This is a genomic window from Rhodospirillales bacterium, from assembly GCA_023898765.1.
Taxonomy (GTDB): domain Bacteria; phylum Pseudomonadota; class Alphaproteobacteria; order Micavibrionales; family Micavibrionaceae.
The window spans coordinates 1,293,335-1,314,170 of sequence record CP060238.1 but is presented as its reverse complement, the minus strand read 5'-3'; the positions used below and the strand labels follow the sequence as shown (position 1 = coordinate 1,314,170).

At 55.7% G+C, this 20,836-nt stretch carries 20 protein-coding genes; 7 read left to right on the top strand and 13 right to left on the bottom strand.

From position 1 onward, the window contains the following. Nucleotides 1-713: 713 nt before the first annotated feature. The 3 genes from H6853_06315 to H6853_06305 are packed head-to-tail and all read right to left on the bottom strand — an operon-like array spanning nucleotide 714 to nucleotide 3,730. Nucleotides 714-1,685, bottom strand: coding sequence for a prephenate/arogenate dehydrogenase family protein (locus H6853_06315; GenBank protein USO03148.1), 972 nt, complete (start codon nucleotides 1,683-1,685; stop codon nucleotides 714-716). Nucleotides 1,686-1,709: 24 nt separating this feature from the next. Then, nucleotides 1,710-2,810 (bottom strand): histidinol-phosphate transaminase, encoded by a 1,101-nt coding sequence (locus H6853_06310; GenBank protein USO03147.1) that lies wholly within the window; start codon nucleotides 2,808-2,810, stop codon nucleotides 1,710-1,712. After that, the gene (locus H6853_06305) at nucleotides 2,807-3,730 is read right to left on the bottom strand and encodes a chorismate mutase (GenBank protein ID USO03146.1); all 924 of its coding nucleotides are present in this window, start codon (nucleotides 3,728-3,730) and stop codon (nucleotides 2,807-2,809) included. Before H6853_06305 ends, H6853_06310 begins: the two co-directional genes overlap by 4 nt. 79 nt (nucleotides 3,731-3,809) lie before the next feature. Between H6853_06305 and H6853_06300 the strand changes: the two genes are divergently transcribed. Further along, nucleotides 3,810-4,850 (top strand): homoserine O-succinyltransferase, encoded by a 1,041-nt coding sequence (locus H6853_06300; protein USO03145.1) that lies wholly within the window; start codon nucleotides 3,810-3,812, stop codon nucleotides 4,848-4,850. Here H6853_06300 and H6853_06295 read toward each other — a convergent pair. From H6853_06295 to H6853_06285, 3 genes are read right to left on the bottom strand one after another with little or no spacing between them, the layout of a single operon-like run. Beyond that, nucleotides 4,845-5,597, bottom strand: a complete 753-nt coding sequence (locus H6853_06295) for a methyltransferase domain-containing protein (protein ID USO03144.1) — start codon at nucleotides 5,595-5,597, stop codon at nucleotides 4,845-4,847. The two genes, H6853_06300 and H6853_06295, sit on opposite strands and share 6 nt — an antisense overlap. A 10-nt stretch (nucleotides 5,598-5,607) precedes the next feature. Continuing rightward, nucleotides 5,608-6,057, bottom strand: a complete 450-nt coding sequence (locus tag H6853_06290; GenBank protein USO03143.1) for a (deoxy)nucleoside triphosphate pyrophosphohydrolase — start codon at nucleotides 6,055-6,057, stop codon at nucleotides 5,608-5,610. Between the two features lie 5 nt (nucleotides 6,058-6,062). Then, a complete protein-coding gene (locus tag H6853_06285; GenBank protein ID USO03142.1) occupies nucleotides 6,063-7,118 on the bottom strand; it encodes a peptidylprolyl isomerase in 1,056 nt (351 codons plus the stop codon). Nucleotides 7,119-7,242: 124 nt separating this feature from the next. On the opposite strand from H6853_06285, the gene secA reads away from it, so the two are divergent. Beyond that, complete coding sequence (gene secA, locus H6853_06280; GenBank protein ID USO04625.1) at nucleotides 7,243-9,981, top strand: preprotein translocase subunit SecA; 2,739 nt, start codon at nucleotides 7,243-7,245, stop codon at nucleotides 9,979-9,981. A gap of 10 nt (nucleotides 9,982-9,991) precedes the next feature. Here secA and H6853_06275 read toward each other — a convergent pair whose 3' ends face one another. The 4 genes from H6853_06275 to H6853_06260 are packed head-to-tail and all read right to left on the bottom strand — an operon-like array spanning nucleotide 9,992 to nucleotide 13,316. Beyond that, nucleotides 9,992-10,276, bottom strand: coding sequence for a hypothetical protein (locus H6853_06275; GenBank protein USO03141.1), 285 nt, complete (start codon nucleotides 10,274-10,276; stop codon nucleotides 9,992-9,994). A gap of 49 nt (nucleotides 10,277-10,325) precedes the next feature. Further along, a complete protein-coding gene (locus tag H6853_06270; protein ID USO03140.1) occupies nucleotides 10,326-11,606 on the bottom strand; it encodes an HlyC/CorC family transporter in 1,281 nt (426 codons plus the stop codon). 9 nt (nucleotides 11,607-11,615) lie between these two features. Next, a complete protein-coding gene (locus H6853_06265; protein ID USO03139.1) occupies nucleotides 11,616-12,728 on the bottom strand; it encodes a 3-dehydroquinate synthase in 1,113 nt (370 codons plus the stop codon). Nucleotides 12,729-12,737: 9 nt separating this feature from the next. Continuing rightward, nucleotides 12,738-13,316, bottom strand: coding sequence for a shikimate kinase (locus tag H6853_06260; GenBank protein USO03138.1), 579 nt, complete (start codon nucleotides 13,314-13,316; stop codon nucleotides 12,738-12,740). Nucleotides 13,317-13,399: 83 nt separating this feature from the next. On the opposite strand from H6853_06260, the gene H6853_06255 reads away from it, so the two are divergent. The 3 genes from H6853_06255 to H6853_06245 all read left to right on the top strand — a co-directional run bounded on the left by H6853_06255 (nucleotide 13,400) and on the right by H6853_06245 (nucleotide 17,400). Continuing rightward, nucleotides 13,400-15,160: a hypothetical protein gene (locus tag H6853_06255; protein USO03137.1), complete on the top strand. Its 1,761-nt coding sequence runs from the start codon at nucleotides 13,400-13,402 to the stop codon at nucleotides 15,158-15,160. A gap of 2 nt (nucleotides 15,161-15,162) precedes the next feature. Continuing rightward, complete coding sequence (locus H6853_06250) at nucleotides 15,163-16,161, top strand: site-specific tyrosine recombinase XerD (GenBank protein ID USO03136.1); 999 nt, start codon at nucleotides 15,163-15,165, stop codon at nucleotides 16,159-16,161. A 294-nt stretch (nucleotides 16,162-16,455) separates the two neighbouring features. Then, complete coding sequence (locus H6853_06245) at nucleotides 16,456-17,400, top strand: acetyl-CoA carboxylase carboxyltransferase subunit alpha (GenBank protein USO03135.1); 945 nt, start codon at nucleotides 16,456-16,458, stop codon at nucleotides 17,398-17,400. A 151-nt stretch (nucleotides 17,401-17,551) separates the two neighbouring features. On the opposite strand, the gene H6853_06240 is transcribed toward H6853_06245, so the two are convergent. Together H6853_06240 and H6853_06235 are read right to left on the bottom strand one after the other, a co-directional pair. After that, nucleotides 17,552-17,968 (bottom strand): ribbon-helix-helix domain-containing protein, encoded by a 417-nt coding sequence (locus tag H6853_06240; GenBank protein ID USO03134.1) that lies wholly within the window; start codon nucleotides 17,966-17,968, stop codon nucleotides 17,552-17,554. A gap of 103 nt (nucleotides 17,969-18,071) precedes the next feature. Beyond that, nucleotides 18,072-18,341, bottom strand: coding sequence for a BolA family transcriptional regulator (locus H6853_06235; GenBank protein ID USO03133.1), 270 nt, complete (start codon nucleotides 18,339-18,341; stop codon nucleotides 18,072-18,074). 116 nt (nucleotides 18,342-18,457) lie between these two features. Here H6853_06235 and H6853_06230 point away from each other — a divergent pair, with 116 nt between their 5' ends. After that, nucleotides 18,458-18,973 (top strand): J domain-containing protein, encoded by a 516-nt coding sequence (locus tag H6853_06230; protein ID USO04624.1) that lies wholly within the window; start codon nucleotides 18,458-18,460, stop codon nucleotides 18,971-18,973. 137 nt (nucleotides 18,974-19,110) lie between these two features. Further along, nucleotides 19,111-20,106 (top strand): AAA family ATPase, encoded by a 996-nt coding sequence (locus H6853_06225; protein USO04623.1) that lies wholly within the window; start codon nucleotides 19,111-19,113, stop codon nucleotides 20,104-20,106. A 116-nt stretch (nucleotides 20,107-20,222) separates the two neighbouring features. On the opposite strand, the gene H6853_06220 is transcribed toward H6853_06225, so the two are convergent. Then, nucleotides 20,223-20,564 carry a hypothetical protein gene (locus H6853_06220; GenBank protein ID USO03132.1) on the bottom strand — a complete coding sequence of 114 codons (342 nt, stop codon included), beginning with the start codon at nucleotides 20,562-20,564 and terminating at the stop codon, nucleotides 20,223-20,225. Between the last annotated feature and the right edge of the window lie 272 nt (nucleotides 20,565-20,836).

Here is a 20,836-nt window from a genome sequence, read left to right as displayed (position 1 = left end):
AAAACAAACCATGCGTAAAATGAAAGGCAGCCTCTCCCTTTTGACCGCTTTCCTCGCGCTTGCCGGCGCGTTATATGCGGGGCTGTGGCTTTATTCATGGCAACGCTTCACGCAGGAAATCGACTCCGTTTACGCGCAGGCGCCGGAAAAGGATCTCCTGTTTTTAGGTGCAAAGCCCAAAGTCACAGGCTTTCCCTTTGTGCCCGAAATCTCCTATACCCACGGCGTGCGTTACAAGGATGTGCTTGTCACCTTTCCAATGTTTCATGTCCGGGGATATCCCCTGCCGGGCCGGGCCTTAAACGCCGTTTTCCCCGAAGGGCTCGCCATCGCCGGAAAAGGGATTCCGGCCGGACTGGCGCTGGATTTTTTTAACGCCGTCATTCGCATTCCAAACGCCCTGCCCGAAAGCACCTACGCGGAAGACCTTCTGGACTGGCAGCAAAAAGGCGGCCTTATTGACGTGCCCTCTTTCACCCTGACGCGCGAAACCATGAGCGCCGCAGGGTACGGGCAGCTTTCGCTGGACGAAGACCTGCAGCCCGCCTTTGAGGCGCAGGCCGCCCTGCAGGGCTATTCCGATTTTATCGACCTGCTTGTGGCGCAAGACGCCATGGCCCCCTTTCCCGCCATGGCGTCCAAAGCGCTCCTGAACGGCCTGTCCGAAACGGACCCGCAAACGGGGCGGCAAAGCGTCTCTTTAACGGTTCAGGTCAGGAACCGGACCCTTTCCGCAGGTCCGGTGCAGGCGGTACGCCTGCCGAAGATTGCCTGGCCCCGGAAGAACCAGAAGGAAACTCAGGGTAGCGGTAATCCGCCTGCCCCGCTTCCACAATAGCCCGCCTTATCTCCCGCGTCTTTTTGAAAGTCTCGTAGAGATACTCCCCATCGCCCTTGCGGATCGCCTTTTGCGCCGCCGAGAGATCTTCGGTGAAGCGCTGCAGGATTTCCAGCACCGCATCGCGATTGTTCAGGAACACATCCCGCCACATGACCGGATCGGACGCGGCAATGCGGGTAAAATCGCGAAAGCCGGAGGCCGAAAATTTAATCACTTCCCCTTTGATATCCTCTTCCAGATCCGTGGCCGTTCCCACAATGGTGTAGGCAATCAAATGCGGCAGGTGGGACGTAATCCCCAAAACCAGATCGTGGTGGTCCGCATCCATAATCTCGATATCGGACCCGCAGGCCTCCCAAAGCCTGGTGAGTTTTTCGAGCTGGCGCACATCCGTATGGGCCAGCGGCGTCAGGATGCACCAGCGGTTCTCGAACAGTTCCGCAAAACCGTTTTCAGGGCCGGATTGCTCCGTCCCCGCGATCGGGTGCGCCGGGATTAAATGAACCTTCGCGGGCAAGCGCGGTTGCAGCGCCTTTATCACATCCTTTTTCACAGAACCGACATCCGTGACGATCGCGCCGGAATCCAGCGCCGGTCCGATCTTGTCCCCCACCGCCGCCATCACCCCTACGGGAACGCACAAAACAACAAGATCGCTGCCCTTCACGCTCCGGGCGAGATCGGTAGACACCTCGTCCGCCAGCCCAAGACGCTGCACCGTCTCGCACACCTGCCTCGATTTATCGGCGCAGATAATCCTGTCCGCGAGGGCGTGCTTGCGAATGGCCCGCGCCAGAGAAGAGCCGATCAGGCCAAACCCGATAATGGTCACTTGTTTAAACATAAAAAATCTTCCTCTTTTCCTACCTCATCCGGAATGGGATGCCCGGATAAAGTCCTTGACCCCCTCAAACACAAGCGCCATCTCTTCCCCCGTCCCGATGGAAATGCGCAGGCACGCCGGCAGTTTATAACGCTCCACCTGCCGGACAAGAATACCGCGGTCTTTTAAGAAAAGACGGCATTCTTCCGCCCTGCCGACGTCCCCGAAATCCACCAATATGAAATTGGCCGCGCTGGGGTAAACATGCAGGCCCAGCCCCGAAAGCTTTTCCGCCAGCCAGCCGCGCCAGCGCGTGTTATGCGCGATCGATTTTTGCACGAAATCCTCGTCCGCCAGAGCGGCCAGACCGGCCGCCTGCGCAACGCTGCTGACATTGAAAGGCCCGCGCACCCGGTTCAAAACATCCGCGATCTCCGGCGGGCAATGCCCCCAGCCCAGCCGCAGACCGCCCATGCCGTACAACTTCGAAAAGGTGCGCGTCACCACGACATTGCCGAACGCTTCCACCAGTTCATGCCCCGCGCTGTAATCCGGTGCATCCACATATTCCGCATAGGCGCAATCCAGAACCAGCAGCACATCCTTCGGCAAGCCTTCCCGCAAGCGCCGCACCTCGTCTCTGGTCAAATAACTTCCCGTGGGATTGTTCGGGTTGGCCAGAAAAACGATTTTCGTTTTTTCGCTCACCTTACCGAGTAAAGCATCCATATCGGCCTTGAGCCCCTTTTCCGGCGCGCACACAGGCACGGCCCCCGCCGCCTGCGCGTTGATCGCATACATCAGGAATCCGTGCTCGCTATAAAGAACCTCGTCGCCTGCGCCGACATACGCCTGACACAGCAGGGAAATGATTTCGTCCGAGCCCGCGCCGCAAACGATATGCTCCACCGGAATACCGTGTTTGCGCGCCAGCGCCGCCCGCAAATCCGCGCAGGAGCCGTCCGGATACCGGTGCTTGTCCAGCGCCGCTTTTTGAAGCGCCTCCACCGCCAGAGGAGACGGCCCCAGCGCCCCTTCATTCGAGGAAAGCTTCACAACGCGCGCCGCGCCATGCGCCTTGCTTTCGCCGCCGACATAGGGCGCAATATCCAGAATGCCGGCTTTGGGTTTGATGTCCGGCGTCATTTCACCGCGCTTTCTTTGGCCGGGACCGTTTTTGAATAGACAGGCGGCGTGGGATACCCCCCGACGCAAACAATTTTGGCGGATTCATCTTCCAGCGCCGCTTTAAACTCTTTTATCCTGTCTTGAGACCCATCGCCCATATACCGGTTCACCTCCAACAAATGCAGACGCCTTTCATCGGAATCCGCCGCAGGTTTCGAGGCCAGACTTAGCGCCGCCATGCCTGTTTTTTCCACCGCCCCCACAATTTTCGCCCGGCTGACCTCCGCGCCGCACTCGATCAGGAGAAACGAACGGTCCCGATCCGGCGTATCTTCATCGCCGGAAGAATCAAACCCCGATTTGGACACCACCAGAGCCTTTTGGTCCGGCCCCGCAGAATCCGGGTCATCCCCGTGCGGCAGGCGCACGATAATCTGCAACCTTTCCCCGCCGTCCTCCCCCAGATAAGACCACCAGGGATTCGGGTCCTGATTGTCCGGCCACGGCAAAACCGCAAACGTAACCCGTCCCTCCCGGACCGCCCCGATGGCGGAAGAGGAAGAGAGAATTTTCTGCATCGGCAGGCAGCTCCCGAAATAGTCCTTCGCCAGATCCCAGTATTCGGGATAGCCTTCCGGCGCCACCACAGCCACCTTCAGCCCCGTCTGCAGCAAAGACACCGCCCCCACCAGTTCACGCCAGATCCGCACCACCGCCATTTCAGGCAGCGCCCCGTGATGCCGCCCCAGCAGACGCCGGATCATCCGCGCCTCCCGCGCGGGCTGGACAATCTGGATATTATTTTTCCGCTTTTCCTCCCCAACCTTCAAAACCAGCTCCGCCCGTTCCATAAGCGCATCGTGAATACGTTCATCCAGCGCATCAATCTGCCGGCGGATTTTATCAAGCTGCGGGGAATTATAAGGTTTTTCTGACATAGACCTGACTTTCGCGAAACGGTATAACAAATAATATAAAGGACATCTTTGTACTGTGAGTAAACAGGGAAATCAATAAATGCCGCTTGTCGCCCATACCGGATTGCCGACCTATAAGCGCCTCCTTTCGGAAGGGCGGCAGATCCTCAGCCCCGAGCGCGCGCTCACACAGGAAATCAGGGAGCTTCATATCGGCTTTTTGAACATGATGCCAGACGCCGCGCTGGAAGCCACCGAACGCCAGTTCTTCCGGCTGGTGAACGAAAGCTCCCGCGTCGCGCAGATATACATCCATCCCTTCACCCTGCCCGAATTAAAGCGCGGGAAGAAAGCAACGGCCCATATAGACCAATATTACGAACGTTTCGAAAAAATCAAAGAAGACGGGCTGGACGCCCTGATCGTCACGGGCGCGAACGTCACCAACCCCAACCTGGCGGACGAGGCTTTCTGGAAGCCTCTCCAGGGCGTTTTGGAGTGGGCCCGCGCCCATGTCACCTCCACGCTGTGTTCGTGCCTGGCCACCCATGCGGTCATGGAATTCCAGTACGGCCAGCGCCGACAACCGCTGCCTGAAAAAAAATGGGGCGTGTACGAGCACCGCGTCGTCGACAGGACGCATCCGGTCGTCCGGGGCATGAACACCCGGTTCCATGTCCCCCATTCCCGCTGGAACGCCATTACCCCGGAGCAATTTAAAAAAGCCGGCATGAAAATCCTGATCCGGAGCGAAGAGGCCGGCGTGCACATGGCCACGAGCAAAGACGGCTTTCGCCTGATTTGCTTTCAGGGCCACCCCGAATACGACATTATGAGCCTTCTCAAGGAATATAAACGCGAGATCCTTTTGCATCTGGAAGGAAAGCGCAGCAATTACCCGCCTTTCCCGGCCCATTATTTCTCCAAAGACGTGAAGGAAATAGCCACAAATTTCCGGAAAAACCCGGCAGGCGAATTCCCGGAAAAAGAAATCACCAAACTGCTCGACAACACATGGTCCGACAGCGCGCGCTCCTGCGTGGGAAACTGGATCGGGCTTGTCTACCAGACCACTCATGTCGCGCGCAAAAAACTCTTCATGGACGGCATCGACCCGGAAAACCCGCTGGAGTCTTTATAGTTTCTCCCGCCGCGCGGCTTCCGGCACTTCCAGCCCGCTTTTGCGGATCCTTTTAAGCGCCAAAGAACGCTGCGTCTGCCCGGTTCCGGCATAAAGCTGCTTGGAGGCTTCCACAAAATGAACCCCGCCCATCGCGGGAAAAAGCATGCGCCCGATTTCCTCGAAATATCCCGCCGCCCGCAAAAAAAAGTCGCGCCGAAACGGCGGCACAAAGAGCGCTTTTTCGGTGCGCTCGTGCACAAATAAATTCTCCCGCAGGAAAAGTTCCACCTGCCGCGCCGAAAAAGGCGTTCCCTGCCCGAAAGGGCTCCAGTCGGCGCGCGCCCACATCCCCATCCGGTTGGGCACGATCATCAAAAGACGGCCGTTGCTCTTGAGCACCCGCCAAAGCTCTTCAAATTCCGGCGTCAAAAACCCCGAAAATTCCAGAGAATGCACCATCAGGATGCGATCCACCGAATTCGTTTCGAAAGGAAGCGCCGTTTCATCGGACAGACAGACAAGGTTTTCCCCGTCCGAAGGCCAGCCATGCGCCCCCTGCCCCGAAGGCATGACGCACACAACCCGCTCGGCCTTGTCCATATAGGACGCCAGATAAGGAACCGCATACCCCACGCCAAGAACACGCAACGCTTTCGTATCGGTGTCGGGCCAGAAATCCGCCACGCGCGCGCGCAAAATCCGCCGGACGATCCGCCCGCGCGCAGAGTTGTAAAAAGATTTCAGGTCATAGGCCGAGGGATGCATGTCCGGAAGCTTACAACCTGTCGATCAACTGGGCAATAAGGGGAACGTCCGCCGGCGGCATCGGATAGTTATAAAGCCCTTTGGGACGGACCCATTTCAGGGACTGCCCCTCGCGGGGCGCTGGAATCCCTTTCCAGACGCGGCACACATAAAGCGGCATCAGGAGATGAAAGTCATCGTAAGCATGAGAGGCAAAGGCAACCGGCGACAAACAGCACTCCCGCAACTCCACGCCGAGCTCTTCCTCCAGTTCCCGGCAGAGCGCAAATTCGGGGCTTTCCCCTTCCCGGACCTTCCCGCCGGGAAATTCCCACAGGCCCGCCATCGACTTGCCTTCCGGCCTTTGCGCGATCAAAACGCGCCCGTCGGAATCCAAAAGAACGCCCGCAGACACGAGAAGGACCGGAAGACCTCCAGGTGTTTGCGGGCGCGGTTTTTCAAGAGCCTCTGCGCAGCTCATAAAGACTATTCTCCGGCAGCGGGAGATGTCTCGTTCAGCGGGCCGCCGTTGATGTCAAACTGCTCGATCGTCGCGTCCTTGCGCCAGTCCTGAACCAGCGTATCCAGCGCTTCGCGGCGAAGCTCCGCCTGAATCATCGGCCTGACCTGCTCCAGCGTCGGTTTGGGACGCTGGCGAATATCTTCGACCTTGATGACATGCCAGCCGAACTGCGTTTTGACAGGCTCGGCCGTAAAGGCGCCTTTCTTGCCTTCAAAAGCGGCAGCCGAAAATTCAGGCACCATGTCGGCCTGGGCGAACCAGCCCAAATCCCCGCCTTTTACGCTCGTCGGCCCTTTGGATTTTTCCTTGGCAAGCTGTTCAAAATCCGCCCCTTCCTTGAGTTCGGCGATGACGGCTTTGGCCTCTTCCTCCGTATCCAGCAGGATGTGGCGCGCGCGGCGTTCTTCAACTTCCGGCACGGCGGTTATATATTTTTCATAGGCGTTTTTGATATCGCCCTCTGAAATTTCGCTATCCACAGCGCGCTGAACGTAGATGTTGCGCATAATCTGCTGACGCGCCATCGCAAGCTGTTCCTTCACTTCCGGATCGTTTTCCAGATCGGCCTCGTCCGCCTTGTTCTGAATTACGCGGGTGTTGATGACCTGATCCATAGCCAGCGGATAAACCTGCGTGGCCGGCAGCCTTTGGATATTGGCCGGCATGCCCTGAACGTAGCGGTAAACATCCACACGTGTGATCTCTTTTCCATCGACCTTGGCAACGACGGGATTTCCCGGCTTGACCTCCACCCCGTCAAAACTGGCAACCCCGGTTTCATTTCCGGCTTGCGACCCTTCTTCTTTTTCGGCCGATTGCGCAGGCGCCGTTTCTTCCTCTCCGGCCGCCGTGGCAACGTCATTGCCCTGCGCCGAAATCTCAGCCGCCGCGGATTCCGCTGCTTCGGGCGTTTTTTCCTTGTTCATCACAAGATAAGCCCCGCCGGCCGCCACCAGAATGGCGAGCGCGACGGAAAACAATATTGTCGTTGTCTTGTTGTTTTTCTGCTGTTCAGACATTTTATAACCTCACTTGAGTATAGCAAAAACAGGTAGGAACACTGCACTCTATAGCAACAAAGTGCAAGTCCGAATTGACATTACAGGCCGGATGCTTATACCAGATGGGCTTGGATAAAAAAGGATTCGCGTCTTGCTCGCTTTGGCACAAAAACTTTTTGGTTCACATAATGAACGGCAGCTTAAAAAGCTCTATAAGCATGTGGGGCCGATTAACGCCCTTGAGCCGAAATACGCCGCCCTCAACGACGAGGACCTCCGGGCGCAGACAAAGGTCCTGCGCGGGCGTCTGGCGCAGGGGGAAAGTCTTGACGACATCCTTCACGATTCCTTTGCCGTCGTCCGCGAAGCCGCCAAGCGAACGCTGAAACAGCGCCATTTCGACGTGCAGCTGATCGGCGGGCTGACCCTGAACGAAGGCAAGATCGCCGAAATGCGCACGGGGGAAGGGAAAACCCTTGTCTCCACCCTGCCCTCCTACCTCAACGCCCTGTCCGGCGAAGGGGTCCACGTGGTCACCGTCAACGACTACCTCGCCCGCCGGGATTCCCAGTGGATGGGCCAGATATACAAGTTTCTGGGGCTGTCCGTGGGCTGCATCGTCGCCAATATGCCCGAAGAGGAAAGGCGCAAAGCCTATGCCGCGGACATCACCTACGGAACAAACAACGAATTCGGTTTCGATTATCTGCGCGACAACATGAAATTCCGTCTGGAAGACATGGTCCAGCGGCCTTTCAACTTTGCCGTCGTCGACGAGGTCGACTCGATCCTGATCGACGAGGCCCGGACGCCGCTGATTATCTCCGGCCCCTCCGAAGGCTCCACAGAGCTTTACACCCGCGTCGATAAAATCATCCCCCTGCTCGATACCGACGATTACGACCTGGACGAAAAAACCCGCAACGTCTCCCTGAACGAACAGGGGAACGAAAAAGTCGAAAAACTTCTGGAAACGCACGGCATTATCACCGAAGGCAGCCTTTACGACGCCCAGAACATCTCGCTTGTCCACCACGTCAATCAGGCATTGCGCGCCCACAAGGTGTTCGCCCGCGACACCGACTACATCGTCAAGGACAACAAGGTCGTTATCATTGACGAATTTACAGGAAGGATGATGGACGGACGGCGTTATTCCGAAGGGCTGCATCAGGCACTGGAAGCCAAGGAACATGTCGAAATCCAGAAGGAAAACCAGACGCTCGCCTCCATCACCTTCCAGAATTATTTCCGCATGTATCCCAAACTCTCCGGCATGACGGGGACCGCCATGACCGAAGCGACGGAATTTGCGCAGATTTACAATCTCGGCGTGGTCGATATCCCCACCAATGTCGATGTGGCCCGTATCGACCACGACGACAAAATCTATAAATCCCTCGATGAAAAATTCGACGCGATCTGCAAGCTTGTCGAAGACTGCCGGGAACGCCGGCAACCCGTTCTGGTGGGCACCGTTTCCATCGAAAAATCCGAACGGCTCTCCGCAGCCCTGAAGAAAAAGAAAATCCCGCATCACGTCCTGAACGCGCGCTATCACGAACAGGAAGCCTATATCGTCTCGCAGGCCGGACGGCCCGGCGCCGTCACCATCGCCACCAACATGGCCGGACGCGGCACGGACATCCAGCTCGGCGGAAACCTGGATATGCGCCTTGAAGAAGAAATCCAGACGGACTGGCCCGAAGACAAAAAAGCAAAAGAAACGGAAAAAATCCGCAAGGAAATCGAAGAAAACGCGAAGCTCGTCAAAGAGGCCGGCGGGCTTTTTGTGATCGGCACGGAGCGCCATGAATCCCGCCGCATCGACAACCAGCTCCGCGGACGCTCCGGGCGTCAGGGCGACCCCGGCGCCTCCGTCTTTTTCCTGTCCGTCGAAGACGACCTGATGCGCATTTTTGCCGCCGACAAAATGGAATCCCTGCTAAAAAGCCAGATCGGCCTCAAGGAAGGCGAATCCCTGACCCATCCGTGGCTGTCCAAAGCGCTGGAGCGCGCCCAGGCCCGCGTCGAACAGCAGAACTTTGAAATCCGCAAAAACCTGCTGAAATACGACAACGTGATGAACGACCAGCGCAAGGTTATTTACGACCAGCGCCGGGAAATCATGGACTCCAGCGAAGATCTGGACGAACTGGTCACCGAGATGCGCCACGACGTGATTGAAGATCTCGTCATGCGCTGCATCCCCGCCGGCTCCTACGCCGAAAAATGGGACACGGAAACCATCGCCTCCGAATGCCAGCGCCTGTTGGGACTCTCCCTTCCGGTGGCGCAATGGGCCAAGGAAGAAGGCATCGGCGACAATGAAATCATGGAGCGCATCTTCAAAGCCTCCGACGAAAAAATGGAAGCCAAACAAAATATCGCAGGGACGGACATGTTCCGGCAGATGGAAAAATCCTTCGTCCTGCAAATCCTCGACCAAAACTGGAAAGAGCATCTTTTAAATCTGGACCACCTGCGACAAGGCATAAACCTGCGCGCCTTCGGACAGCGTGACCCCCTGAACGAGTATAAAACGGAAGCCTTCGCCCTGTTCGAAGCCATGCTGCAAAGCCTGCGCGAAACCGCCACGCAAACGCTCAGCCTTGTCGAAATCCAGATCGACCCGCGCGCCATGGCCGCCCTGCACCATCACGAAGAACCGGAAATGCGCGAAACGCGCAGCGACCCGGCCCTTGCGGGAACGGGCGAACTGCGTGAATCCCAGCAAAGACGCAGGGGCGTGCAAAACCTGCCCAAACGCAACAAATTTGACGAAAACGACCCGGAGACATGGCGGAAGACGCCGCGCAACGCCCCCTGCCCTTGCGGCTCAGGCAAGAAATACAAGCAGTGCCACGGGAAGGTGGAGTAGGTTAGGCTTTCTACTTTACTTGCCAAGAGGCCAAATAATCCCAGCCCCTCACACGATCAATCGTACGTGTGCTGCGATCATCTATAATAACGGGAATTCTGCCTGCGGCAGCCTCTCCCAGCGCCTCTGAAAGCCATGCGATAACTTCGCCCGGGTTATTCCTTGTAGATACGGTTCTACCGCCGTTGAGATGAACATTGGTGACTTCTTTACAACGCGAAGTCACCCTCTGCTGCATTCCTGTTACATTTTGCGGAGATACTTGTTTTTTAAATTCCTGACCCAATGTAGACATGCTCTACCCCTCTTTTTTAAAGAAATTCCTGCCATAACTAAGCAAAGGATTAAGTTATGTCAACAGATTGTCTCGGCGGGGTGACCCTGATTAAGGTCAGCTGGTTCCTCTGGCGTTTTACGATATCAAAACGGAAACCGTAGAAGCTGAAACTCTGCCCTTTTTCGGGAATGGATTTGGATTCGTGGATAATCAGGCCGGCAACCGTCGAATAATCCTGATCCGGCAACTCCCATTCGAATTCCCGGTTCAAATCACGGATGGTCACCGTGCCGTCCACCAGAAAAGAGCCGCCGGACTGCTTGCGCACGCCGCTCACCGCCACATCGTGCTCGTCATCAATTTCGCCGACGATTTCTTCCAGAATATCTTCCAGCGTCACAATCCCCATGAACGTGCCGTATTCATCAATCACCACGGCAAAATGCTCGCAGCGCGCCCGAAAGGCCTGAAGCTGGTCATAAAGACTCGTGCTTTCGGGAATGAACCAGGGCGGCGTCAGAAGCCCCTCTATATCAAAATGTTCCTCGAAATTTTCACCCAGCCCGGATTTGGCGCGAAGCTCCTTCAGAAGCTCCTTCACATGAAGAACGCCGATAATGTTGTCCGTATCGCCCTTGTAAACGGGCAGGCGGGTAAAGGGACTGTTTAAAACGTCATCGATGATTTTTTCGGCCGGGTTTTCGGCGTCAATCATAATCACGTTTTTCCGGTGCGTCGTGATTTCCTCCACCTCCACATCGGCCAGATCCAAGATGGAGCGCAGCATGGCGCGCTGGTCCTGCACGTCTTCCTCGCCTTCGTGCAGGTCGATCACCCCGCGCAAAACATCCTCGTCGCTTCCCTGGGGCGGAGACATATCCGTCCCGAGCACTTTCAGGGAAAGACGCACGACCCAGTTCACGCTTTCCACAAACGGCGCAAAAACCCAGATCACAAGCCGGATAACCGGCGCAATGAACACCGCCATCTTGTCCGCATGGTGAATGGCGTAGGTCTTGGGCAGGACTTCCGCAAAAATCAGCACCAGAATCGTCATGCCAAGCGTCGCGTAAACAACCCCGGCTTCCCCGAACAGCTTGATAAGGATGCTGGTGGCCATCGCGGAGGCCAGAATATTGACCAGATTGTTCCCCAGCAAAAGCGCCCCGATCATCCGGTCCTTGCGCTTGCGAATGTCGTTCACAAGGTCCGCCCGGCGGTTTCCTTTTTTGGACCAGGCGTGCAGCCGCGCCCGCGAAGCCGCCGTCATCGCCGTTTCCGACCCGGAGAAGAAGCCGGAAAGCAGAATAAGAACAAAAATGATCGCAACCGAAAGCCAGAAATCCATTTCTAAAACCTACATCGATTCCCGAAGAACCGCCACGACATCCTCCATTTTAACCTCCCGGCAGGTAAAAGCCTGCCCGATCCCTCTGGCTAAAATAAAGGTTACCACGCCCCCTTCGACCTTTTTATCATGGCTCATCAGCCCCGCAATCTCTTCCGCGCTTTGCGTCAAAGCCGGCGAAATATCGGACAGCCGCGTTTTCAGGCCGCAGCCTTTGAGATGCGTTTCAAGACGGGTTTTATCCTCCTGAGCACAAAGCCCCATCCGCGCCGACAGGTCAAAGGCCAGAACCATCCCGATCCCGACGGCCTCTCCATGCAAAAGCCGCCCGTCGTACCCCGCCGCCGCCTCCAGCGCATGCCCGAAGGTATGACCGAAATTCAGCAGCGCCCGCGTTCCGGCCTCCCGCTCATCCTGCGCGACAATCTCCGCCTTGGCCGCGCAGCTTGTTTCAATGGCGCGGGACAGGGGCCCTTCCTCCAGCGCAAGAACGTCCTTCCCTTTTTCCTCCAGCCAATCAAAAAAGTCCGGCTTGTTTATCAGCCCGTATTTCACCACTTCCGCGTAACCCGTTTTCAATTCACGCTCGGGAAGCGTTTTCAGGGTCTGCATATCGCAGATCACAGCCCGGGGCTGGTAAAAGCTGCCGACAAGATTTTTGCCCTGGCGCGTATTGATTCCTGTTTTCCCGCCCACGGAACTGTCCACCTGCGCCAGAAGCGTCGTGGGAACCTGCACAAACGGAATGCCGCGCAGGACAGCCGAGGCCGCGAAACCTCCCAGATCGCCGATCACACCGCCGCCGAGCGCGAACAAAACGGAAGAGCGCTCCACCCCGCCTTCCAGAAGCCAGTCCAGAACATGTTGAAGCCCCTCGTAACTCTTGGCGGGTTCGCCCCCTTCGATCAGGAGCGTATCGACCTGCGCCGCCGTTCCTTCCAGCGCCCCGCACAATATCTCCTGATGCGCCTTGACGTTCCGGTCCGCCAGAATAAAAACGCGCCGGCCCGCCAAGTCCATCGGCAACAAACCGGGCGCCTGCGCCAGAAGCCCCGCCCCGATATGAATATCGTAGGACCGCGCCCCCAGATCGACCTTCCATGTTTTGCGTGTATCGCTCATAACCCGGAACTATAGCTTTAGATGGGCCCGCAGCGCCATAACAACTTCACGCGCGACTTCTTGCGGCTCTTTCCCGACCGTTTCAACGGCCATATCGGCGCGGGCATAAACCGGACAGCGTTTGTCGCACAGCGCCGAAAACGAGGAAAAATCCTGCAGCTTCGGCCTGTTTTCATCCCCCTCAATGCGCACATACAGCGCCTTTGGGTCGCCGCGAAGCCAGACCGAAAGGCCACGCTCCCGAATGACCGCGCGCGTATTTTCTTCAACAAAAGCGCCGCCGCCGACCGCTAAAACGCCAACCTCTTCAAACAGGGAGCGTATCGTCCGGCCTTCGATTTTCCTGAATTCCGCTTCGCCGTCTTTTTCAAAAATTTCGGGAATGCCGCGGCCTTCGCGCGCCACAATCACATCATCCAGATCCCGGAACGTCACACCCAGAAGATCCGCCAGATGTTTGCCCACCGTCGTTTTCCCGGCCCCCATCATCCCGACAAGGACAGGACTCTTCCCAAGCTCCTGCAGTTTTTCTGTTACGTCTTTTGCCACGCGCATAAATTCGTCCCGAACCGTTCCTTCCGTCGGCATGTACTGGCATAAAAGAAAAAAATGTTCAATTGCAAAGGACGCGATGCTCCCTTATGGTCACGTCTCGAAATTAAAGAATCGCGATGAAAAAACACCTGTCTCTTCTTTTTGCCTTCCTGCTGCTGGCCTCTTTGGGGGCCGGCTTTTCCGCCCGTGCGGAAGACGCGGAAGACAGGGCCGCTGAAAAAGCGGTAGAAAAAACGGTAAAAACCTCCCCCGAAAATGCCATGGAAGATGCCGGGGAAAGCACGGAAACCAAAGAAACCGCAGACGGCGCAAAAACAGAAAACACAGAAAACGAAGAAACGCCGCCGCCGGAAATCGATTTCGTCTCCATCGAATCCGCCGGAACGATGAGCAATGTGCGCGAAGGCGCTTTGGGGAAAGGGCTTTGGAAAGACCAGAAACGCTCTGATATTCTGGCCTTGCTTGAAAACCTTCCGGCCCGCCATAAAATGCTCAGCCTGCAGCGCCTGAAAAAGAACCTGCTCCTGTCCGTGACCTCTGCCGACCTGATCGAAAACGACATCCCGCCGAAAGAAGGAGAAGACCTTCTTACAATACGGCTTCAGAAACTGATCGAATCCGGCCTGTATGACGAAGCCTACGACCTGTACACGCAAAATGTGGACGATCCCTATCACGACGCCCTCGCCCGGATCGGAATCCTGCTGATTATCTATAACGGCGAACTTCCAACCGCCTGCCTGGAAGAAAAAGTCCTCTCCAAACGCTACGGACAAGGCGCGTTCTGGAACCTCCTGCGCGAGAGCTGCCATCAGGAACTCGGCGCAGAGCCGCAGACGGGCGAAACCGCAGAAGCAGAAGACACCTTCAGGGACAGCCCCGTCCTGAAAGCCTCCTATAGCGCCGAAGGCTACGCCATCCCGTCGCAGGACCAGAAAACGCTGATGGCGATGAGCCTGCTGGAACGCGCCATCCTCTTCGCCCGGCATCAGGTGACCTACGACTCCTTCACGATAGAACCGGCGGCCCTTTCGGAGATTCCCTCGCCCCTCCTGACGCTCTTCATCAAGGACGAAACGCTCCCCGAATCCCTGTTTTCGCCCTTGCAAAAAGAAGCCGCGGCAAGAGGGCTTGTTTCGCCGGAAATCCTGCGCAAATCCGATGAAAATTACGAGAAAATCAGGGATATGGAACCCGGACCGGAGCAATGGAGCGCCCTGGAAGATATTTTATCCACAGAATCCTCCTTTCCTTCCCTGGTCGTTTTGAGCCCCTATATCGACCTTATTCTGGACAACCAGCCCGATGATATAGCGCAGGACACGCTGTTGGAAATTGTGACCCTCATGCTCCTGAATGACATCCGGGTTCCCCCTTTCTGGATCCGGAAAATGGAAGAGGCCGCACCAGAAAACCCCAAAAATTATGTCTACTTACAGACGCTTAAAGCGCTGGGAAACAGCGATGTAAAAGGAACCATTTCCCCAAAAAAATTGACAGAGGGGCTGGAGGCCCTTAAGGTCGGCGATGCCGAGCAAGTTCTTGCGATCATTGAAACACTTGACAAAAAGAGCGTTTTTGACCATAATCCGGAAAAATTTTATGGAAACAATTCCGCCTTGACTTTGGATGGATATTATGTAATGCCATCTATAGGCTTGACGAAGCAGATAGAAACCGCAAAAAAGGAGCAACAAACGGGACTTGTGGTTTTAATGCTTTTGAATGTGCTTCATGATAAACCGGAGCGTATATATCCGGAAACACTGCGAGAGACACTGGAAGGTCTTCAAGCTGTGGGGTTAATAGAAGATGCCCGCAAGGTTGCAAAAGAGAGCCTTGCGCGTATCATACAGAACAATAATAAAGGAGAATAAAAATGGGTCGTCCAGGTCGTCCAAAACTACCAAAACCGGATCTTCATCCTTCTGTGGATGGATTTCTGGATATGCTGACAACAGAGCGCGGGGCCGCGCTGAACACGCGTCACGCCTACTGGCGGGATCTGGCGGATGTCAGCCTGTATTTGCGTGAAAACCTCAACACCGATATCGACAGGGCATCCACGGATGACCTGAAAGCCTATATCGACTATCTGGGCAACAAAATTCATGTCAAAGGCAAAAACAAATCCCAGATCGCCGTCAGAACCGTCGCCCGGCGCCTGTCCGCCCTGCGCCAGTTCTACCGCTATCTGAACTCCGAAAATATCCGTCAGGACGACCCGACATCGACAATCGAAAGCCCGAAACAGGGCCGGACACTGCCGAAAACGCTGAGCCAGTCCGAGGTTTCCCACCTCATCAAGACAGCCGCAGAAAACGGCGGCGCGGAAAGCGTCCGTCTTGTCTGCCTGCTGGAAATGCTGTACGCAACGGGCCTGCGCGTTTCCGAACTGGTCGGATTGCCCCTGTCTGCCATCGGCGAAGAAACGCAATTCCTGACCGTTGACGGAAAAGGCGGACGCGAGCGCATGGTGCCGATTTCCGACCAGGCGCAAAAAGCGATCAACAGCTATCTGGGCGTCCGCACACAGTTTATCAGCCCAGAGGACAACGGAACGCAGGCCCAGTGGGTCTTCCCGTCCCGCACCTCCGAAAGCGGACATTTGACCCGCCAGCGTTTTGCCCAGCTCCTGAAGGATCTGGCGCGTGCCGCAGAGGTCGAGGAAGGCCGCGTAAGCCCGCACATCCTGCGTCACGCTTTCGCCACGCACCTCCTGAGCAACGGCGCAGACCTGCGCTCCGTTCAGAAAATGCTGGGACATGCCGACATCGCCACAACGCAGATTTACACGCACCTTGTCGGTGAAGGGCTTAAAGAGACGGTGGAAGACAAGCATCCCATCTCTAAAAAAGCAGCCGGGGCGCAGCGCTAGCCGCCGCCCGGGCCGTCCGTTAACTTTATTCCATCAGGCAGAGGTGATTTACGTCCCCTGCCTGATTTTTACCGTAAAGAGCAGTTTTGTTTTTAAACACCAAGGACACTAAGGACACGAAGAAATCGAGAAAAACCTAGGCGCGAAGCGCAATAAAGCATGTTCCGGCGTATTGATTCTTTTGTTTTTTGCGCCTTCGGCGCGATTATTTCCGGAGTGCTTTGTGGTCTTTGTGTCCTTAGTGGTTTATAAAAAATATTCCCGTTTTCGCAAAGGATAACAGGCTGAAAGCAGATGACTCAACTCGGCTTTGAAAAAAACATTTTGGAACTGGAAGGTAAAATTTCCGAACTCAGGAACGTGGAAAGCGATTCCGACGTCAATATCGCGGAAGAAATCTCCCGCATGCAAAACAAAGTCTCAAAACTGCTGAACCAGACTTACGAAAAGCTGACCCCGGCCCAGAAAGTGCAGGTCGCCCGCCATCAGGACAGGCCCCATTTCATGGACTATGTGGAGGCCATGATCGAAGACTTCACCCCGCTGGCCGGCGACAGGAACTTCGCCGAAGATCTCGCCCTCCTGGGCGGGCTCGGGCGCTTTAAGGGACGCTCTGTCGTCATTATAGGACATGAGCGCGGCCACGACACCGAAAGCCGCATCAAGCATAATTTCGGCATGACCCGGCCCGAAGGTTACCGCAAATCCCAGCGCCTGATGAAAATGGCGCAGCAATTCAACCTGCCTATCATTACGCTGGTCGATACGGCCGGCGCCTACCCGGGAAGAGGCGCGGAAGAGCGCGGCCAGGCCGAAGCCATCGCCCGCTCCATCGAAACCTGCCTGAATGTCAGCGTGCCCATTATCTCCGTGATTATCGGTGAAGGCGGCTCCGGCGGGGCCATAGCCATCGCCACCGCCGACCAGATTTATATGCTGGAGCATGCCATTTATTCCGTTATTTCACCGGAAGGCTGCGCCTCCATTCTCTGGCGCAGCGGAGATTACGCGCCCGAAGCCGCGGCGGCCCTGAAACTGACCGCGCAGGACCTTTATAAAATGAAACTGATCGACGGCATCATTGCCGAACCTGTCGGCGGCGCCCACCGCATGAGAGAGGAAACCATTCAGAATGTCTCAACCCAGATTGAAAAAGCCCTCTCCAAACTCTCCCCGTGGAACGGTGAAGACTTAAAAAAGGCCCGCCGGAAAAAATTCCTGGCCATGGGGCGCACGTAAAAATCATTCCCCGTCATTGCCCGAATTTGCGAAGCGGATTCCAGGGCAGTCCATAGACTCCCCTAGGATTGGCCACGCCAATCCGGGGAATGACGGTATAGAAAAAATGTCCGATTCTTAACTCAAATCACTATAACTGCGCAGACTTAGCTTAAACGGCCAGACGCCTTCCGGTTCCGTTGCCGGATTTTTGAAAAGCCCCGTTAAACGCTGTTTCCAGCCGCCCCCAATCCGGCGGCATGCCCGCCCGGATTTTCATGTTCCTGAAATTTCCATGACCGGCGCGGCGGTGCCCCTCTTCCGTACTCGAGGCCCTGTAATATAACATTAAAAAGACCCGGATAGCCGCGGTCAAAGACGTCTTCTTGTCTTTCCTGAGACTGATCAGCGAACAAAGATCATGGATGGAACAATTTTCGTAGTTCGAAATATCCTTCAACGCCTGCCACATTTCAGGTTCCAGCCGGACCGACGTGCGCTTGTCAAGAACCGTAATGTTCCGCGAAACCAGTGTACTTTTAAGTTCGTGCCCGCTCTCGCAAGCATCGTTGGCATAATACCCAGGCATCCTGCCTCCTTCCATAAAACAAAATGACAGAACAACACTTCATACAACCGTAAGGATATACGAATAAAAAACAATGCAACCTTGCAGTGTGTATTATGCTTTTCTAACATTCTTTCGGGCTAAAAGCCTTGATCGACAAGGCATGGAGCGGCCCGTCCATTTCCCGGCGCAACAGATTCAAGATCATGCGCTGGCGTTCGATCCTGGATTTCCCGTCAAAACGGCTCGAAACGATTCGAAGCGTGAAATGACTCTCCCCACTTCCGTCATGCCCCGCATGCCCCACGTGCCGGGCGCTGTCATTGCGAAGTTCCAGAAAATCGGGGGAGAGTTCTTTCGTAAGAATCTCTTGGATTTTTTGCGCCAAAGTCATAGGTTTCAAAACCTTATATATTGTATACTGGTAGAATTATGCCGAAGATCCGATTAAAAGCAAAGTCTCCCGAATTTGAAGATGGTGCGTCGAAAGAAAAAACGCATGCCTGCGACATGCCCGGCTGCTCTGCGGAAGGGTGTCACAAGGCCCCCAAAGACCGCTCCTTAAGCGAATATTACGTCTTTTGCGCCGACCATATCGGCGAATATAACAGGGCGTGGGATTTTTTCTCCGGCATGCACCCGGAGGAAATCGAAAACCACATCCTGAGCAGCCAGTACGGCGACCGCCCGACATGGCGGTATGACCCGGAGGCCCCCCTGGAGGAAATGCTCTACCAGACCGCCTGGCAAAGCTACCACTTCACGGAAAAAAAACCGCAGCGTGAAAAAACCTCCCCGCCGGAAAGCCCGCACAACACGCCGGAGTTCGAGGCGCTCGCGCTCATGGGACTGGCGCCGCCGGTGGATCTGCGCCTTATCAAAACACGCTACAAGGAACTGGCCAAAAAGCACCATCCCGACCTGCGGCCGGACGACCCGGAAGCCGAAGAACTTCTCAAGCGCATCAATATGGCCTATACCATTTTAAAGATTGCCTACGAAAAATTTGAAAAGATAGAGAAATAGTATGTAACAAGTTGTCACCCCGAGCGTAGTCGAGGGATCTTGAATTTATAAACCCAATAAGATCCCTCCACTCCCTTACGGTCGGTCGGGATGACAGGAAGGAAAAAATGCCTGAAAAAATCAAAGACAGCGAACCCATGTCCTCCTCCTTCGACATCACCAAGGTCGTGGGCAGCGAAGAAAAATACACCTCCATCCCCGATACGAAATATGACGTGCGGGAGACTTTCGGGCTGGATGTCGACTGGAAAGTGCCGGGCTTTAGAAACGACCATCCGAACGTGCCGGACGCCGACCCCACATACCGGTTCGACCATAACACGACCATGGCCATTCTGGCAGGATTCGCGCATAACCGCCGCGTCATGATCCACGGCTATCACGGCACCGGGAAATCCACCCATATCGAACAGGTCGCCGCGCGGCTGAACTGGCCCTGCGTGCGGATCAACCTGGATTCCCATGTCAGCCGGATCGACCTTCTGGGCAAGGACATGATCTCCATCAAGGAAGGCAAACAGATCACGGAATGGAAAGAAGGGCTGTTGCCCTGGTCGGTCCAGAACCCTGTGGCCCTCGTCTTCGACGAATATGACGCCGGACGGCCCGACGTGATGTTCGTAATCCAGCGCATTCTGGAGGCCGAAGGCCGCCTCACCCTGCTGGACCAGAACCTGATTATCCGCCCGCATCCGGCTTTCCGCCTCTTCGCCACGGCCAACACCATCGGCCTGGGCGACACCAGCGGCCTGTATCACGGCACGCAGCAGATCAACCAGGGCCAGATGGACCGCTGGAACGTCGTAGTACAGCTCAACTACCTCCCCCACGACACGGAGGAAGGGATCGTGCTGGCCAAGCTGCCGGACTTCGACACCAAAGAAGGCAAAGAAACCGTGAGCGCCATGGTCCGGCTGGCCGGCCTGACGCGGCAGGGCTTTATCAACGGGGACCTGTCCACCCTCATGTCCCCGCGGACCGTCCTAGCCTGGGCCGAGAACACGCAGATTTTCGGCAACCGCGACCTCGCCTTCAAATTCAGCTTCCTGAACAAATGCGACGAAATGGAATGGCCCGTTATCGCCGAGTATTACCAGAGATGTTTCGGCGTGGAAATTCTGGAAAAACCATAGATCGTCCTTGCGCGGAAGCGAAGCCAAGCCTGCCCCCGCCGGAGGCGGAGGAAGAAATCCAAAGTTTTTGCCGGATTGCCGCGCTCCCTGCGGGCGCTCGCAATGACGTATTTTGTTTAACCTTGAGACGGAGGTCTGGGTTTGGATACGGTCTCTATGTAGCATCTGCCGCTATCCTCATCAAACCCTGAAATCAAAGCGGGAATCTTTTCGCGTTGGGGCCCTGCTGCTTCTTTATACGATTTTTCCAGATCCACGGTAATCTCGGGCAAGTCCAGACGACAAGCCGTTTCCAAAGTCCATGACCCATCCGCCGCCTGCGCTTTTGTCAGAGGAGAAACTTTAGTGTCAATATCTGTTAAGGCACTCTGCAAAGCCGCGCCTGCGGTAAAAAAAGCCACAGATAAAGTCGCAACCAAACTCACACCAACCGTAGCCCGGATATTATCAGGTAACATCTCAAAAACCCCCTTTATTTCAACCAGAATGCTAACAAACTAAGCGATATGTAAAAAAAATCAAGCTTTTTCGTAAAATAGTTTTAGGAAGGTTTTTCACGTCAAGGACGCGAAAGGTGTCAGGGGTTTCTCTTTTTTCGTTATCCCGGACAAGCGAAGCGCGATCCGGGATCCATGCGGTTTAACGGAAATATTCAATGGATCCCGGCTTTCGCCGGGATGACAAAGAGGGACCGGGATGACGAGGAGGGACCAGGATGACGAAGAGGGGC

Coding starts and splice junctions, on each gene's coding strand:
- H6853_06315 (USO03148.1), bottom strand. CDS start 1,685: ATGTTTAAACAAGTGACCATTATCGGGTTTGGCCTGATCGGCTCTTCT.
- H6853_06310 (USO03147.1), bottom strand. CDS start 2,810: ATGACGCCGGACATCAAACCCAAAGCCGGCATTCTGGATATTGCGCCC.
- H6853_06305 (USO03146.1), bottom strand. CDS start 3,730: ATGTCAGAAAAACCTTATAATTCCCCGCAGCTTGATAAAATCCGCCGG.
- H6853_06300 (USO03145.1), top strand. CDS start 3,810: ATGCCGCTTGTCGCCCATACCGGATTGCCGACCTATAAGCGCCTCCTT.
- H6853_06295 (USO03144.1), bottom strand. CDS start 5,597: ATGCATCCCTCGGCCTATGACCTGAAATCTTTTTACAACTCTGCGCGC.
- H6853_06290 (USO03143.1), bottom strand. CDS start 6,057: ATGAGCTGCGCAGAGGCTCTTGAAAAACCGCGCCCGCAAACACCTGGA.
- H6853_06285 (USO03142.1), bottom strand. CDS start 7,118: ATGTCTGAACAGCAGAAAAACAACAAGACAACGACAATATTGTTTTCC.
- H6853_06275 (USO03141.1), bottom strand. CDS start 10,276: ATGTCTACATTGGGTCAGGAATTTAAAAAACAAGTATCTCCGCAAAAT.
- H6853_06270 (USO03140.1), bottom strand. CDS start 11,606: ATGGATTTCTGGCTTTCGGTTGCGATCATTTTTGTTCTTATTCTGCTT.
- H6853_06265 (USO03139.1), bottom strand. CDS start 12,728: ATGAGCGATACACGCAAAACATGGAAGGTCGATCTGGGGGCGCGGTCC.
- H6853_06260 (USO03138.1), bottom strand. CDS start 13,316: ATGCCGACGGAAGGAACGGTTCGGGACGAATTTATGCGCGTGGCAAAA.
- H6853_06255 (USO03137.1), top strand. CDS start 13,400: ATGAAAAAACACCTGTCTCTTCTTTTTGCCTTCCTGCTGCTGGCCTCT.
- H6853_06250 (USO03136.1), top strand. CDS start 15,163: ATGGGTCGTCCAGGTCGTCCAAAACTACCAAAACCGGATCTTCATCCT.
- H6853_06245 (USO03135.1), top strand. CDS start 16,456: ATGACTCAACTCGGCTTTGAAAAAAACATTTTGGAACTGGAAGGTAAA.
- H6853_06240 (USO03134.1), bottom strand. CDS start 17,968: ATGCCTGGGTATTATGCCAACGATGCTTGCGAGAGCGGGCACGAACTT.
- H6853_06235 (USO03133.1), bottom strand. CDS start 18,341: ATGACTTTGGCGCAAAAAATCCAAGAGATTCTTACGAAAGAACTCTCC.
- H6853_06230 (USO04624.1), top strand. CDS start 18,458: ATGCCCGGCTGCTCTGCGGAAGGGTGTCACAAGGCCCCCAAAGACCGC.
- H6853_06225 (USO04623.1), top strand. CDS start 19,111: ATGTCCTCCTCCTTCGACATCACCAAGGTCGTGGGCAGCGAAGAAAAA.
- H6853_06220 (USO03132.1), bottom strand. CDS start 20,564: ATGTTACCTGATAATATCCGGGCTACGGTTGGTGTGAGTTTGGTTGCG.